At 35.2% G+C, this 16,050-nt stretch carries 13 protein-coding genes; all 13 read left to right on the top strand.

Annotation, left to right across the window (positions count from 1 at the left end; all coding sequences use genetic code 11):
* Window positions 1-343 precede the first annotated feature (343 nt).
* Window positions 344-3,160, top strand: a complete 2,817-nt coding sequence (gene uvrA, locus NH288_RS10190) for an excinuclease ABC subunit UvrA (RefSeq protein ID WP_265215117.1) — start codon at window positions 344-346, stop codon at window positions 3,158-3,160.
* Window positions 3,161-3,299: 139 nt separating this feature from the next.
* Window positions 3,300-4,334 (top strand): hypothetical protein, encoded by a 1,035-nt coding sequence (locus NH288_RS10185; protein ID WP_106461554.1) that lies wholly within the window; start codon window positions 3,300-3,302, stop codon window positions 4,332-4,334.
* A gap of 4 nt (window positions 4,335-4,338) precedes the next feature.
* Complete coding sequence (locus tag NH288_RS10180; RefSeq protein ID WP_106461556.1) at window positions 4,339-4,875, top strand: FIVAR domain-containing protein; 537 nt, start codon at window positions 4,339-4,341, stop codon at window positions 4,873-4,875.
* A 73-nt stretch (window positions 4,876-4,948) separates the two neighbouring features.
* Entirely contained in the window at window positions 4,949-6,037 is a 1,089-nt protein-coding gene (locus NH288_RS10175; RefSeq protein WP_265215114.1) for a transglutaminase domain-containing protein, read from the top strand.
* A 130-nt stretch (window positions 6,038-6,167) separates the two neighbouring features.
* On the top strand, window positions 6,168-6,440 hold the full coding sequence (locus NH288_RS10170; protein ID WP_106461559.1) for a hypothetical protein: 273 nt from the start codon (window positions 6,168-6,170) through the stop codon (window positions 6,438-6,440).
* Window positions 6,430-6,735: a nitrous oxide-stimulated promoter family protein gene (locus NH288_RS10165; protein ID WP_265215110.1), complete on the top strand. Its 306-nt coding sequence runs from the start codon at window positions 6,430-6,432 to the stop codon at window positions 6,733-6,735. Before NH288_RS10170 ends, NH288_RS10165 begins: the two co-directional genes overlap by 11 nt.
* A gap of 12 nt (window positions 6,736-6,747) precedes the next feature.
* Window positions 6,748-7,287 (top strand): DUF4256 domain-containing protein, encoded by a 540-nt coding sequence (locus tag NH288_RS10160; RefSeq protein ID WP_265215108.1) that lies wholly within the window; start codon window positions 6,748-6,750, stop codon window positions 7,285-7,287.
* On the top strand, window positions 7,272-7,907 hold the full coding sequence (locus NH288_RS10155) for a hypothetical protein (protein ID WP_265215106.1): 636 nt from the start codon (window positions 7,272-7,274) through the stop codon (window positions 7,905-7,907). The genes NH288_RS10160 and NH288_RS10155 overlap by 16 nt, the downstream gene beginning before the upstream one ends.
* Before the next feature lie 63 nt (window positions 7,908-7,970).
* Window positions 7,971-8,753: a hypothetical protein gene (locus tag NH288_RS10150; protein ID WP_265215105.1), complete on the top strand. Its 783-nt coding sequence runs from the start codon at window positions 7,971-7,973 to the stop codon at window positions 8,751-8,753.
* Between the two features lie 108 nt (window positions 8,754-8,861).
* Window positions 8,862-11,561, top strand: a complete 2,700-nt coding sequence (locus NH288_RS10145; RefSeq protein WP_265215104.1) for a hypothetical protein — start codon at window positions 8,862-8,864, stop codon at window positions 11,559-11,561.
* Window positions 11,545-12,006, top strand: coding sequence for a hypothetical protein (locus tag NH288_RS10140; RefSeq protein WP_265215102.1), 462 nt, complete (start codon window positions 11,545-11,547; stop codon window positions 12,004-12,006). Before NH288_RS10145 ends, NH288_RS10140 begins: the two co-directional genes overlap by 17 nt.
* Window positions 12,007-12,133: 127 nt before the next feature.
* Window positions 12,134-14,224, top strand: coding sequence for a hypothetical protein (locus NH288_RS10135; RefSeq protein ID WP_265215100.1), 2,091 nt, complete (start codon window positions 12,134-12,136; stop codon window positions 14,222-14,224).
* Window positions 14,225-14,409: 185 nt separating this feature from the next.
* Window positions 14,410-16,050, top strand: a 1,641-nt coding sequence (locus NH288_RS10130; RefSeq protein ID WP_265215099.1) for a hypothetical protein, incomplete at its 3' end; no start/stop codon positions are given.

The following is a 16,050-nucleotide window of genomic DNA, read 5'->3' as shown; positions in this document are numbered from 1 at the left end:
AGGTCGAAAGAAAAAATCAGTATATTATCTTGATAAATCGCCCTTTTCTATAGAAAAGGGCCACCATCAATCTATAATATATTTGTATTGTAAGAAATTGAGCTACAACTTTTTGGGGGTACCATAGACCATGCGGAAGGTCCCTTGGGGCTCCCCCTTGAGACGAAGATTCAATAGTTAATAATAATTATTTATTAAAAGATAAAATTACAAAGAGAATTAGTAAATAACAATAATTCATTAAGAGACAAAACAATAAATAAAATTAATAAATAATAACAATAATTCATAATGAAATAAAGAATAAATAATTTATCTAGGATAAAAAAAGAAAGGACTTTTGATGTCAGAAGAAAACATTATTATTAAAGGAGCAAGGACTAATAATCTCAAAAACATTGACCTGACTTTGCCTCGTGACAAGATGATTGTCTTTACTGGTTTGTCAGGTTCTGGGAAGTCTACTCTTGCCTTTGATACTATCTATGCTGAGGGCCAGCGCCGTTATGTGGAGAGCTTGTCTTCTTATGCTAGGCAGTTTTTGGGTGGGATTGATAAGCCGGATGTTGATGCTATTGAGGGGCTCTCTCCTTCGATTTCTATAGATCAGAAGACTACCAATAGGAACCCTAGGTCTACTGTTGCTACTGTGACTGAGATTTATGACTATTATAGGCTTTTATATGCTAGGATTGGCGATGCTTTTTGTCCAGTTTGTGGCAAGCCTATTGTGGCCCAGTCTGTGGACCAGATGGTTGATAGGATTATGGAAATTGAAGAGGGTTCTAGGATTCAGCTTTTAGCTCCTGTGATTAGGGGCAAGAAGGGTCAGCACAAGAAGGCTCTTGAAAATATTAGAAAAGAAGGCTTTGTCAGAGTCATGATCGATGGAGAAAGATATGAAATCGAAGATGACATCGACCTTGATAAGAATAAAAAGCATGACATTTCAGTAATTGTCGACAGGATTAAGATGAAGCCTGGAATTGAGTCTAGGATTGCTGATTCGCTTGAAACTATTATTGGTCTTGCTGATGGGCTTGTGATTGTGGATGTGATTGGAAAAGAAGAGATCCTCTTATCATCCAAGCTTGCCTGTCCTGAAGGCCACGTGTCTTTGCCAGAAATTACTCCAAATATGTTTTCCTTTAACGCACCGATTGGTATGTGCCCAGAGTGTAATGGGCTTGGCTTTCATTTACAAATTGATAAGGACCTTATTATCCCTGATTATAGCCTTTCTATCAATCAAGGGGCTATAGATCCTTATGCCGGTTCTGGCAAGGGTACCTACTATTACCAAGTAGTAAGGGCAATTGCTGACCATTATAAATTTGATCACGACAGACCTCTTGAGGATGCTCCGGAGGGTATGATCCACGATATTCTCTATGGAACTGACTATGACCTTTCTTTTATATTTGATTCTCACTTTTCAGGCCAAAAACGCTATGTGGGGATTTTTGAAGGGGCCATCCAAAACCTTTGGGATAGGTACCAAAGGACCAATTCCGATGCTCAAAAGAAGAAATTTAGGGAATACATGGGTGAAGAGGAATGTAGGGTATGCCACGGAGATAGGCTTAAGCCGGAAGTTCTTGCTATTAAGGTTGGTGGCCTAAATATTTCAGAACTTACCCGCCTTTCTGTGGCCAAATCTATAGAATTTTTCCAAAATTTGGAATTATCTGAGATGAAGGCAAAGATTGCCGAGCTTATTATCAAGGAAATTAAGGGTAGGCTCAAGTTTTTAGACGATGTAGGTCTATCTTACTTGACTCTAAATAGGGCTGCGGCGACTCTTTCTGGTGGGGAAAGTCAGAGGATAAGACTTGCAACTCAGATAGGATCTGGCCTTGTAGGGGTTTCTTATGTCCTTGATGAGCCATCTATAGGCCTTCATCAAAGGGATAATGACAAGTTAATCACTTCTCTACGAAACCTCACTGATATAGGTAATACCCTCATTATCGTAGAACACGACGAAGATACCATGAGGGCGGCAGATTATATAGTTGACATCGGCCCAAGGGCTGGTATACACGGGGGAGAGATTGTCGCTAAGGGTAGCCTTGATGAGATTATGAAAAACAAGGCTTCTATTACGGGAGATTATTTGGCTGGTAGGAAGAAAATCCCTGTACCAAAAGAAAGGCGTAAGTCTGATAAGTTTATAGAAATAATCGGGGCTGGGGAAAATAACCTCAAAAATATTGACGTGAAATTCCCTCTTTCAACCCTCACCACAGTTACAGGTGTATCCGGCTCTGGTAAGTCTTCTCTTGTCAATCAAATCCTATATAAGGTTGCAACAAGAAAGCTTAACAAGACAAAAATCCACGCAGGTATCCACAAGAAAGTTATAGGCCTTGACCAAATTGACAAGGTCATAGCCATTGACCAGTCACCAATCGGTAGAACTCCAAGGTCAAACCCAGCCACCTACACCAAGCTTTTTGACAGCATCAGAGATGTCTTTGCCATGACCAACCAGGCCAAGATGAAGGGCTTTAAGAAGGGAAGATTTTCCTTCAATGTCAAGGGCGGCAGGTGCGAGGCTTGTAAGGGAGATGGGACAATCAAGGTTGATATGATGTTCCTTCCTGATGTTTACGTGCCTTGCGAGGTTTGCCATGGCAAAAGATACAACAGGGAAACTCTCGAAGTAAAATACAAGGGCAAGGATATTTCAGAGGTCCTTGATATGACTGTTGAGGAAGGTATAGAATTTTTCCAAAACCACCCACCAATTGTAAGGAAGCTCCAAACCCTCTATGATGTGGGTCTAGGCTATATCAAAATCGGCCAACCATCCACCGAATTATCAGGAGGAGAGGCCCAAAGGGTAAAGCTTGCAACAGAGCTTGCCAAGGTATCAACAGGCCAGACCCTCTACATCCTAGATGAGCCAACCACAGGTCTTCACACAGCAGATGTCCACAAGCTAATAGAAGTCTTAAATAGACTTGTAGATCAAAATAATACAGTAGTAGTAATCGAGCACAACCTAGATGTAATCAAGGTTTCAGACTACATCATCGACCTAGGTCCAGAAGGAGGAGATGGAGGCGGAGAAATTGTCGCCACCGGCACTCCAGAAGAAGTAGCCAAGGTCAAAAAATCCTATACAGGTAAATATCTGAAGAAAATTCTTAAATAAAATAAAGGCCTCTTGATTAGAAATAATTAAGAGGCTTTTTCTGTGGTTTTTAGGCCCCAAAGGCCAATAATGTTTTTAAATTTTTCAAAAAGGGTATATTATAACAAAGACTTTAATTTGAAAAAAAGAAAGGCATATTATGAAAAAAAATAACTTAAAAAAAGCTATGCTAGCACTTATGATAGCATCTGCTGCCATAGTTCCTAGCATAAAAGAATCACACGCAACAACAACTACATCAACAAGTGTAGATATGGGTACAATTTATTTTAATACCCTAGCAGACTTAAGAAAAAGCATTGAAAATGCAAAAGTTTTAAAGAATAAATACCAATACCTAAATGCAGGCACCTATTACCAACAAAACTTTGATAATAGGCTTAAAAGCGCAGAAGATTTAGAAAAAACTCTACCAGCCTACAGCACAGATGTAGACAAATACGAAAAGATCAAGGATGCTAAGGCTTATCTAGACCAAGCTATAAAAGACTTAGATGGCAAAAAAGTATCAACAGACGATTTAGATAAACTTGTTAAAGATGATTCAAATTTCATGAACTCTGATGCCTACAAAAATGCAAAAAGCACTGAAAAAACAGCCTACATCAATGCATTTAATGAGGCAAGAAGCTTCTTACTTCTTAACACAGATAATGAAAAAATTTCATCATCAAAGCTTTACACCCTCACTAAAAATTTAGAGGATGCAAGAAATAAGATTACAAATGACTATGCACCAATAGCTAACAAAGATGCCTTAAAGGCTGAAATCAAAACATCATCTGCCCTAAGAACAGAAGCAGATAAATACACAAAGGCAAGCTTTGATGCCTTCATCTCAGCCCTAAGACTTGCAGAAACAAGCGTAGAAGATAAGTCTAGCAAGAAAACCGCATCTGAATATAAAGAGCTAACAGAAGCCCTAAAAACAGCAAGAGAAGCCCTTGTTAAGGTAAATAAAAGAAGTGGTGCTTATGAAAGCTTAATAAAGAATCTAGAAGAAGCCATCAAGAGAAACAAAATAGCTATAAGCTCTGCAGAATTTCTTCTAGCAAAGGCTCCAAAACAAGTGGCTCCAGTAAAGGACAAACTAGAAAATCTGCTTAAAAAATCTAAGGCTGATATAGAAAAAGCAGAGAAAAAATTAAACGAACTTAACGGAATAAAAGGATAGGAAAATGAAATTTATCAAAAAATTAGGACTATCAATACTAGTAGCAAACCTAGCCTTAACAGGATATGGACTTGCAAATACAAATCTTGCCTATGCCACAGAAGCTCAGCAAGATGAAACACAAACAGAAGAATACAAAGTTCAAAGACAACAACTAGAATATGCAGTAGGTGATAGGGCAAATGTAGTAAGCTCTGAAGCTTACGTTTCATATGCATCTGAGTCAACTAAAGCAGCCTATGAAAAGGCAATTGCTGATGCTAGGGCTCTTTTACAAACCGAAGCTCCAAAGCAAAACCAACTTGCTGCAGCAACAGCAAGCATCAACCAAGCTAGACAAGCTATAAAAAGAGATGTAAACAAGGTTTTAGCTAGAGAAAGACTAAAAAAAGCTATCGAAGACAATAAAAAAACAGCAGCATCAGCTAGATACCTACTAGAAAATGCTCCTAAGACCGTAGCCAAGGTAAAAGATGTCTTGATAAGAAAGCTACAAAGATCAGAAGAGTTAATAAAATTAGCAGAAGCAAAACTTAAGTAAAACAAAATAAGCATAAGAATAAAGATTTAGCCTAGGCTAGGTCTTTATTGTTAGCTTTTTATAAGGGAGCACAATGAAAATATCAAAAAAGACCCTCTTAATCCTAGCCCTCCTAATATTTCTTCCAAAAAGCACAGCCCTAGCCTATAGCGAGGCCTTTGAGGAAAAATTTATAGGTATAGACACATCTAGAAATGAAAGAGTCCTGGATGCGGCAGAATCCTACATAAATACTGGTCAAATATCTCCACAAAAAAAGGAAAAGCTCACTGTACTGGTAACAAATGGCCGTCAAATCATCAAAAAGATAGATAATATAAAGGATTCCTTTAGGGATAATATTAGGATAAGAAAAGACATTAGAGAAAATCTGACAAATAGGAGCTCGTATTTTTCAGTGAAAGTAGATAAGATATCGTCAAACAAAGACATATCAGAGCTTTTCACCCAAGTTGCCAAAGAAGACCCATACTTCTATTATAGCCAGTATGCTTCTTGCAAGATCAATACATCCTTCAACCCATCCAAGTCCTCAAATGGCAAGACCTATATAGAAAATGCCAACTTTGACGTATCCTACAGGGCAGATATGCACCTAGAATATAACCTAAAAGACTTTGTAAAAGAATGGGTAAGGGAAAATATTGCACCAGACCTTACAGACTATGCCAAGGTAGTAAAAATTCACGACTTTATAGTAAAGAAAAACAACTACAATAAAGGTGATAAAAATGCCATAAGCGGCGGATTTTCAATTTACCATCCATCATCTATAATTTATGGCAATGGTGGAGTCTGCAATGCCTATGCCAGTCTGTTTGACCTAATGGCCAAGGAAGCAGGCCTTGAGACAATATTTCTAACAGGCAAGTCCAAAAGAAATGGCGAAGATCATATGTGGAATATGGTCAAGGTCCTAGGAGTTTGGTACCACATAGATACTACCTGGGATGATCCTGTGATTAATTTTGACCTAGGAAATGTTGAAAATATCGAAGATTTTGTAATCTACGATTATTTTCTCAAATCAGATGCGGATATTAAAAATTCCAGAACTATAGACGAATTTAAAAACAGGCCAAAGGCAGAAAGCAATTTTGCCTCCATACCAAACAACTCAAAAATCGAAGAGCACGAAGGCAAGTTTTGGGTAATAAATTAAATAAAAGCAGATCCCTAGCTAGGTGCGGCCTAGTTGGGGATTTTTCTTACTAAAGCTAAAAAAATTCTATAGCTTTAAATTCTTCGATAAAAATGTTAAAATATACTTAAGAGAAAAATAAGGAGTTATTATGTTAGAAGCAAAAAATGACAATAAAGATAGAGATGATATAGATATAGTTGATAATACATCAGGCACCGTAGGTTTTGACCCAAAGACAGGCAAGGTTTTCTTTGTAGATGAGCCAAAGGTAGAAAAATCTAAAGCAGAAGAGGAAATAGATGATCTAACAGCTCAACTTGATAAAGCAAGCGATGAAATAGCAGATCTGCTCAAATCAGTAGGAATCGATGATCTCACAGACATGGATGCCCTTAAAAAATTGGCAGAAAATGAAGACTAAAAGGGTTAAGAATCTTGCCATAGTTTGCCAGATGATAGACATCTATTACAAAGGCAATCCCGATGAAGATCATGATAAGGATGAATTAAAATCTTATGTCAAAAAAAGGCTAGAAGCCTGTCCCCATGGAGATGACAAGCCTTTTTGTTCAACTTGCAAGATTCATTGCTATGATAAAAAGCACAGGTCAATCATCAAAAAAGTCATGCGATATGCAGGGCCAAGGATGCTTTTTAAAAGTCCAATTTCACTGCTAGCCCATACATTGGCAGAGCTAAGATCTAGGAAATCATGAGGAGGTAGCTTAATGGAAAAATTTGACAAGAAGTTTTTACAAAAATTAGAAGAAAGATTTAAGGCAAATATGCATAGACATAAACACATCAAATGGGATTTTGTTCAAAGCTCACTTATGTCTAACGAAGATCTTTATGAAGCTGTATTTCAGATGGATCAGACAGGTGGAGAACCTGACCTGGTGGATTTAGAAGTCTTTAGGGGCCTAGTATATGTAGATATGGCAAAGGAAAGCCCAGAAGGCCGCCGCAATTTATGCTATGATAAAAAGGCCAGGGAAGAAAGAAAGAAAAATCCACCAACATCATCAGCCTTAGAAGAAGCTGAGAAAATGGGCCTAAGGCTAATAAAAGAAGAAGAATACTATGCCATCCAAAACCTAGAAGACCTTGATACAAAAACAAGTAGCTGGATTGATACACCAGATGCGATAAGAGAATTGGATGGGGCCCTATTTTGTAGCAAAAAATATGACAGAACCTTCACCTATCACAATGGTGCAGATTCATATTATCAATCAAGAGGGTTTAGGGCTTGCGTAAAAATTTAATAGGGATAATTTGCTTATCAGCCATGCTAGCCTTAAGTGGATGTGCAGATGACAATCAAGCTGATAAAGCTAAAAGTGAAAGTAGAGAAGAAAGCCTTAATATAGAAAGCGTAAGGCCCATAATCTTAGATAAATTATGCTTTCAGACCCTAATTAGGACCTATGGCGAGGGCACAGGCCAGACAAAGGTGATTTTTGAAAATGATGGCAAATTCAGGGGCGATTATTTTGGGAAAATCGCGGCAGATGGCAAGGACTATGGCCTAAGTGCGACGGCACAGATTTTTTACCATGCAGAAGAAATCCACTCATCAGAATTTATCGGCAAAATCGACCTTACAAAAATGCTAGATGAATATCGCTATGAAGCTAAGCTATCTGAATACAAGATCACAAGTAAGGAAGGTGCTCACGATGACATCTACTATAATGTAGACTTCGCCCTCGGCCTAGATATGGATGATGAATACATCTTATACAGGCCAGGAGCTCCGATAAAGGATTTGGAAAAAGACGATAGACTCATAGACCTAGCTAAAAATTCTAGCCAGGATGGTGAAAAAGTAAGGGGCTTCATCCTTTATAACAAGACAAAAAAAGAGGTGTTCACCCAGAAATAAGTTTAATTTAATGGCTACTTTGTGGGTATAATACCTATAAGAAAATATAGAAGGGAGAAATCTATGAAAAAATACACAAAAATAGCGGCTCTTGCCCTAGCCTTTGCCTTTGTGGGGCCAAATCTAGCCTTTGCGGATACAAAGATAGATCGAAAAATCGAAGAGTTAAAGATCGAAGAAAAAAAGCTTCAAGAAGAATATGACTCAATCTATGAGACTTATTCAAATATCCAAGGCAAATCCAAGGCTTATATAAGCAAGAGTGGTCAGTATGTAACAAACGAAGAAGCCATAAGGGCCAAGCTCTACAATGTTTCTTCACAGCTAGATAATTATGTCACAAATGTAATCCCTTCTATAGAATCAGCCATGCTAAGCGTAAACCTAAGCCAGGGAGCAAGGCTAAATGGCTATGAGATAAGGGCAAATAATGCCGAAGACTTATATAAATATGTCAAATCTTATTTTGTAATGAAAGAAGGGACCGATAAAGAGGTCTATGACAAGCTTTTAATCTCTTATGTTAATGCCATATCAGATTCTGTAGTCTTGCCAAAAATTGATGCGGCCCTAAAGCCAATTTCTGAAAAGCTTCAAAAGCAAAAAGAAAAGCTAGATAGGGTAAGTCTTGAACTTAAATATTATAAGAGAGAAAAGAACAAAGATTCAATTGAAATGTTAAACAGAGCCATAAAAAAGGCCGAAATCCAATTAGAATCTTGCTACAATCTTATAAAATTTGCACCAAAAACAGTGGCCAAAGTCCGCTATAAGCTAGATGGCCAAATCAAGGACCAAGAAGAATTGATAAAAAAGGCCAAGCTAGCCCTAGCCCAGTATTATTAAAAGCTAAGGAATATTGAAATTTAGGACTTTATTGACAAAAATCATCAAAGACATATAATTATAAGATAAGAATAAATATTTTTTAAAATAGAGTCCATGGAGAATGTGATGAAGAAACAACTACTGACAAGTATTTTGGCCCTAGGCCTAGTCCTAAGCACGCCAATAAGTACTATAAATAACCCTTCCTATGCTTCAGAGGCAAGCAATCAGGAAACAGATACAAAAATCAATGACCTAAAAGCTTATGTTAATGATTATAATAACAAAGTCGCTAGCAATTCTTACAGGCTAGCTAGTGATGAAAGCAAGAAAGCCTATGACCAAGCTTACAATCAGGCAGATGTATATCTTAAGAGTGAGGATAAAAAAGCAGACCAGCTTGATGGTCTTTCTATGAGCTTAAAAACAAGTATTGAAGACCTAGAAAAAAGTGCTAAAGAAAATCAAAAATCTTTAAAAGAAGCGATAATAAAAGCAGAAAAATTATTAGAAAAAAACAAAGAAAAGGTCGATGATAAGGACCAAGCTTATATCGATATTAAAGAAGAATTGACTAAGGCAAGGGATATACTTAAAAATGCCAATCTAGAAAAAGCAGCTGGCAAAGAACTTGTAGACTTAAAAGATACAATTAATAATAATTTCACACTCCTTAAGGAAAAGTATGAAGATGGAGAAGACTATAAGGTAAGCGATGAAGAAATCAAAGCCCTAGATAAAGAGCTAAATCCTGAAGAAACTAAAGTCAATGGCTTCCAAGATGTCATAGATGATAGGCAAAAGCTTCTTAATAGCCATGAAGAATTCATAAATTCAAATTCTTATAAGGAAGCTAAAGCAGATCAAAAAGATGCTTACGATAAAGCCTACAATGATCTTAAGGACATGGCTATCGATAAGGACGATAAGAGCGAAGCAGCTTATAACAAAATTTTAGAAGCTGTAAAAAATGCTTATCAAGCTAGATATATTCTAGATGGCAAAGACCTAAGTCTTAAGACTGTAAAGACAGATAAGCCTAAAAAAGATGAGCTAGAAGAAGCTAAAAAGACATTAGATGCCTATATAAAAGATAGGGAAAATATCGAAAAAATCTTAAAAGAAGACAAATTTAAAGATGATAATATCCTTAAGGATTCCTATAAAGAAAATATCGAAAAAGCTATAAAGATTAAGGAAAACAAAGAAGCTAGCTTAGAAGATTATACTAAACTTAATGATAAGCTAAAAGAAATCACAGATGAAATAAAATTAAAAAGCCAAACTACCGGTTTTAAAACTGTAGAAGAAGCAAGGGCAGCCCTTAAAATCCTAGTTGATAACAAGGATAATATCAAAAAAAGTACAGCCTATACAAATGCTGAGACTGAAGCTAAAGATGCTTATGATAAGGCCATCAAAGATGGTGAGTATATCCTAAATAAATTAGCAAATGGTGAGAAATTAAGCCTAGAAGAAGTGAAAAAGGCCCATGACAAAATCCTAGAAGCAATCTTAAATTTAGAGTACAAGTCATCTGATAAACTCCAAAAACTTGTAAATGAAGATGAAGAGTTTAGAAAAAGTAAGAATTACAAAGACCTTGAAGGAAATTCTAGCAAGAAAGAAACAATAGATCATTACAATAATCTCATCAAATTAGCCAAAGAAGAGCTTACCAAGACAAGTCCTGATAGAGCTAATATCAACCTATTATTAAAGGCAATCAAGGATAGTAAGGATGAGATAGATGGCAAATTATCAACACTTGCAAGAAAATTAAATTACGAAATCTATATCTCTGATGTATTCAAAGAAACAGATGCTTATAAAAATCCTAAAGATAAGGATGCAGTAAAAGAATATGATGGATTCTTAGAACTTGCAAAATATCTAAAATCTTCTGGCAAGGCAGACAGCCAAGAAGCAAGTGATACTCTAGAAATCCTTACAAATGCAAGAAAATATTTGGCTGGAGATATAAGCAAGGAAAGATACACCATAAATAAAAATTATATCTTGCTAAAGATGGTAAAAGCCCATGAGGATTATAAGAATGTAAATCAAGTATCTAGAGAAAGACTTGAAAAAGCCCTAGAATTAGCAGAAGACTCAATGAAAAATCCTGACGATAAGGATAAGCAAGCAAAGGCCCTCCAAAGACTAGGCGAAGTCTTAGAAGACCCATCAATCAAGGCTATCATTAAAAAGATATTCGACAGTAACCCTCTTAAGGAAAGAAAAGACCTACTAAATGAGCTAAATGAGCTTGTTTCAAATGATAAGAAATTAAAAGAAGGCAGCTTTAAATATCAAAAGGCCAAAAAGGTAAATAGGGATGCCTATGACCAAGCCCTTGCAAGCGCAAAGGAAGTCGTAGCTAAGGATAAACCAAGCCTAGATGAGGTTAATAGAGCCCTTACAAATCTTAAAAAAGCTATCGAAAATCTTGATGGCGATAAATTTGAAGAAAGCATAAAAGCCCTAGCCAAAGAATTTAAGGAAAAGCAAAAGCTAATCCCAGAAGATAAGAGAAAGGCTATGGCTGATAGGATTAATAGTCTAAGAGATGATCCAGGCAAGACCATGGATGACTACGAAGCTGTCAAAAAAGAATTCTATGACCTAATCAAGGATAAGAAGGTAAGTGTGACAACCACAACAGTCGCACCAACAACAAGTCCTGTCCAAACCGTAACAAAAGCAGGATCTCCTGTAAAAACGGGTATAAATGGAATAGCAAAGGTTGCTATAATTTTAGTAGTAGCCGCTATAATATATGTAATTTTGAAGAAAAAAGGAGAAAACAATGAAATTAACAAATAAAAAAATAATAGCTATACTTTTAGCAGCAGCAACACTTACAGCATGCGATGGTCTAAATGGAAACAAAAAAGAAGCTGAAAATACTGAAAAACCAGCTGTAGAAGAATCTGCAGAAAACAAAGAAGCAGAAACAAAAGAAGAAACAGATGCTGACAAGGCTGATTCAGAAGAAAAAGACGCTGAAAAGAAAGAAGGCGAAGAAGATTCTGAAAATGCTGACCAAGCTGATGCTGATAAAGAAGAAGCAGTAACAGATGCTGGTCAATCAACAAAAGAAAAGCTTGAAGATGCTGTATTTAACAACAGAGTACAAGCAAGAGCAGCAGAAATCCTACTAGAACAAACACCTGAAACAATAACAAATATAAAGGATAAACTAGAAACTCTAGTAGAAGAATCAAATGCACTAATCGAAAAAGCTGAAAAAGCATTAGAAAGTCTATAAAATGTAAAAAGCGGGCAGGAATGCCTGCTTTTTATATTTTATAAATTGTCAGTATCTTAAAATTACTATAAAAAAGTCGTTGTAATATTTGTAATCTATGATAAAATATAGGTAAGTGGAGGAGATTATGAAAAAAACACCTATAAAATACGGACTCCTAAGCCTAGCTCTTCTCATATCCTTACCAAACCAAGTAAGAGCAACAGAAGAGCCAGCTGAGCCGATTACAAATATAACTGAGCCTAGCAAAGAAGAAGTGGCTAAGCCAGAAGAAAATAAAAAACTAATAGAAGATAGCGAGATAGACAATACACCAGCCCCAGCCTTGGAAAGTCAAACACCAAGTGTGAATAATACATACCAAGCGCCAAGTGTGCCTAGCCCTAGGATAAATCTCACAAGCCCTACTACTAGCCCACAAAATACAAATTACCTAAGCCAAGCAGGCAAGTTTAACCTAGAAGAAGGACCAATCAAGGTCACAGCCATTAAGACTGAACTAAATAAAAAAACAAAGGATGATAAAAACAATTTTACCCTATCATTCATGCTTGGCATCCATGCCAATTCTTTAGACAGCGAGTATACCATATCAGTATTTGCCCTTAAAAATAGCGAAAATAAGACCCTAAAGCTTGCTAATGTCATAAGTGATTCAAATGTCAAAACAGGCAGAAATCTCCTAGATAAGGCAGAACAAATCGAAAGTGAAGATGTCCTAGGTTTTAGGATTAAGACAAATATCTCAGACTATGCGAGCGTAAAGGTAGAAGCAAACTTTGATCAAGATGCTAAGCCAGGCGATTATTCTATATATTATATAGTAAGCAAGGGTGAGGATAAAAGTTTTGGCAAGGTAGATGCAAAAATCACCAAGAAAGATGAAAATGACTTTGAACTAGATACAAAGCCTGAATTAAGAGATTATGAAAATAAAGAAGCTAAAAAGGATGACCCTATTACAAAGCTTCCTTACAAGAAATACCTAATCAATGATAGCAAGGAAGAACAAAATTTGGGCGCTTATCTTGACCTAGACTCATCAGACTTAAGCAAGTCTAAATTTGTAATAAATTATATAGATCCAAATCTCCTCGTAGAAAAAACAGAAACAATAGCAAATCCAAAGACCTATCAAATACCAGCCTTTAGCCTAGCTAGGATAGATGTCCTAGATAAGGATAGCAAGGAAGAAGTCAAATCTGCAGCAGTTGGAGTCTATGATTTTAAAGATTCAAAAAGGACAATGGGAGATTTGATAATCAAGGCTGGCGAAAATAAAGATAGGAAAAATGATAAGTCAAAAGAGCTAATCAATTCTTTAAGAACAGCCAATAAAGACATGGAAAAGGCCCTAGAAGCAAGGGTAAGCTCACCTGTAAGGAAAAATGACGAACCATCAGATGAGGAGCTAGAGCTACTAACAAATAGGCTTCTAAACCACGCAAAGATTATAAATACGATAATTAGACAAGTATTATTAAATAACGAACTAGAAAGCTTAAGAGAATTAGAGCTAAGCGACAAAGAGGCAGCTGAGGAGGAATATAGAAATATAGCCATTCTTTTAAAGCAATCACAAGATCTTAAGGAAAAGGCAGCCGATAAGCTTATAGCCTATGATGAAATCGACCTAAAGTCAGACTATGCCGAAGGTAATCCAAGTGAGGCTAGAAATCTAGCCTTAGACTTTGCAGATGATACAGAAATAAATTACCTAACAGATTTAACTGATGGGCAAGATAAAAATTATAAAGAATTTTTAGAAGAGTTAAGTTCTAAGCTAGGCCACGCTATGACAAAGGTAGAAACAGTTACAATCACAAGCAAAGAAGACAAAAAAGAACAAGCTAACAAAGAAAACTTAGAAGATAAAAAAGAAGCTGACAAGGAAAAGGAAGCCTCTAACGAAGGCGGGGCTAAGGATGAAAAACTTCCAGAAAATAAAGAAGAAGTAAAAGAAGAAAAAGAAACAAAGGAAGAAAATAAAGAAAATCCTCAAAATCCAAAAGAAAAGCAGGAAGACAAACCTGCCAAAGATGAAAAGCAAGAAAAAGAAAAAGTTCTTCCAGAAAATCATCTAGAAAAAAAGGATGGAAAGAAGGAAGAGAAAAAGCCTGAATCAAAGGTTAGAATCAAAAACTCTTACCCACTATTAGTAAGATACTTAAGAAATCTAAATAATAGGACAAATTTCTTAAATAATCAAAAAAATTAAGATCAAGTAGAGATAAAAACTAAATAAATTTTTAAAAAGCATCATAAACGGCTAATTATAGCCAAGTGGTGCTTTTTATTTTTTGCAAAAAAAATCCTATTTCTTAACATAAATTTAATGATCCATAATTTATAATTAAATAAAAACTTATAAAGTAAAGACAATTAATTATTAAGGAGAATCAAATGAAGAAAAGAAATCTTGCAAAACTTGCCCTAATCACAGCCCTGTCGACAAGTATATTTTTTAATCACATTGAAAGTCCCCTTGCGGCAAAAGAAGATGTAAAAGCAGGCATAAATAATCAAAAAAATGAAGATGTTATCAAAAAACTAGAAAAAGAAATCCAAGAAAAGCAAAGAGAGCTTAATGCAAGAATTAAAGAGAAAACTCGACTTGAAACTGAGATTTCAGATTTAGAGAAGAAATTAGATGAGATAAAAAGTAAATTTGATAAAGAAAGCAAGGCTGATCTAGCCAAGCTAAATAAACTAAAAGAAGAAAAGAAAATCGCAGAAAAGGCCCTAAAAGACCTTCAATCAGAGAAAAAAGCAGTCGAGCAAAAGAAAACAGAACTAGAAGGTAAAATACAAGCTAATAATGAAAAAATCGCTGAATTAAAATCTACAGACAAGACCCAAGTAGAAAAAGATATAAAAGAAGCAAAAAGTTCAAAGTCTAAAGATGAAAGCGCAAAAACAGCCTTAGAAGAGAAATTAGCAAAAGAAGTAAAAGCTCACGAAGATTTACAAAAAGAATACCAAAAGAATAAGGCATATAGCGAAAGACTTGAAATAGATATAAACTCAAAGAAAAACACACTAAATGAATTAAAGACAAATCTTGAAGAAACTCAAAAACAAATCAAAAATGCTGAGAATAGAAATCAAAATATTGATAAAACAAAAGAAGAATTAGCAAAAGCAAATAAAACAATAGAAGATTTTGAAAAAATAGAATCAAAACAGTTAGATAAAATAAAAGCTAATGAAATTAGAATAAAAGAGCTTAAGGCTAAAAATCCGTTATATAATGATGAAATAGAAAAAAAGATTGATGAATTAGAAGCTAAATCAAAAGAACTTGAAGAGAAACAAAATGCTTTACAAAAAGAAATTGATAGCTTAATTTCAAAAAAACAAGGTCTTGAAAGTAAGAAAATTGAAGCCCAGGGAGAATTTGACAAACAAAAGTTAGAAGCAAATGGCTTAGATGACGAAATTAAAGAAAAAGAAAGAAATATTGGGGATCTTGAAGTAAGCATTGAAAATGCTGAAAATTCTAATGATGCCAATAAAGAAGAGACTTTAAAAGAGCTTAAGAGTAGGTTGGATAAGACTAATAATGAAAAAAACACTCTAGAATCCCTAAAAAATGAAGCGGAAAACAAAGCAAATGAAGCTAATTCAAAAATAGAAGCTTACAAAAAAGAAATTCAAGATACTCTAAATAGTATAAGAGAAAAAGAAGAAGAACAAAAAACAAATGCAATAAAAATAAATTCTATAACAAGTGAACAAGAAAAGTTATTAAGAGAAAAAGAGCAAAATAATATAAATCCTGATGATATAGATGAGATAAAGAGATTAGAGGCAGAGAATTCTGCAATTAGAAATAATATAGACAAATCAAAAACACATATAAATCCATTCTCAGAAGCAAAGAAAAAATATGAGAGAGAAATAGAAGAATATAATAAAAAAACTGAGGAACTTAAAGAGTTAAATACTAAAAAGGAAGAATTAACTAAGAAAATTGAAAAGCTTAATATTGAAATCTTAGATAATGAAAATACAAAGAAGACTAATGACCTTGAAGTAGTAAAA

It is taken from the genome of Anaerococcus sp. NML200537, from assembly GCF_026131715.1.
Classification (GTDB): Bacteria; Bacillota; Clostridia; order Tissierellales; family Peptoniphilaceae; genus Anaerococcus; species Anaerococcus kampingae.
This window is presented reverse-complemented; position numbering and strand designations above follow the sequence as displayed.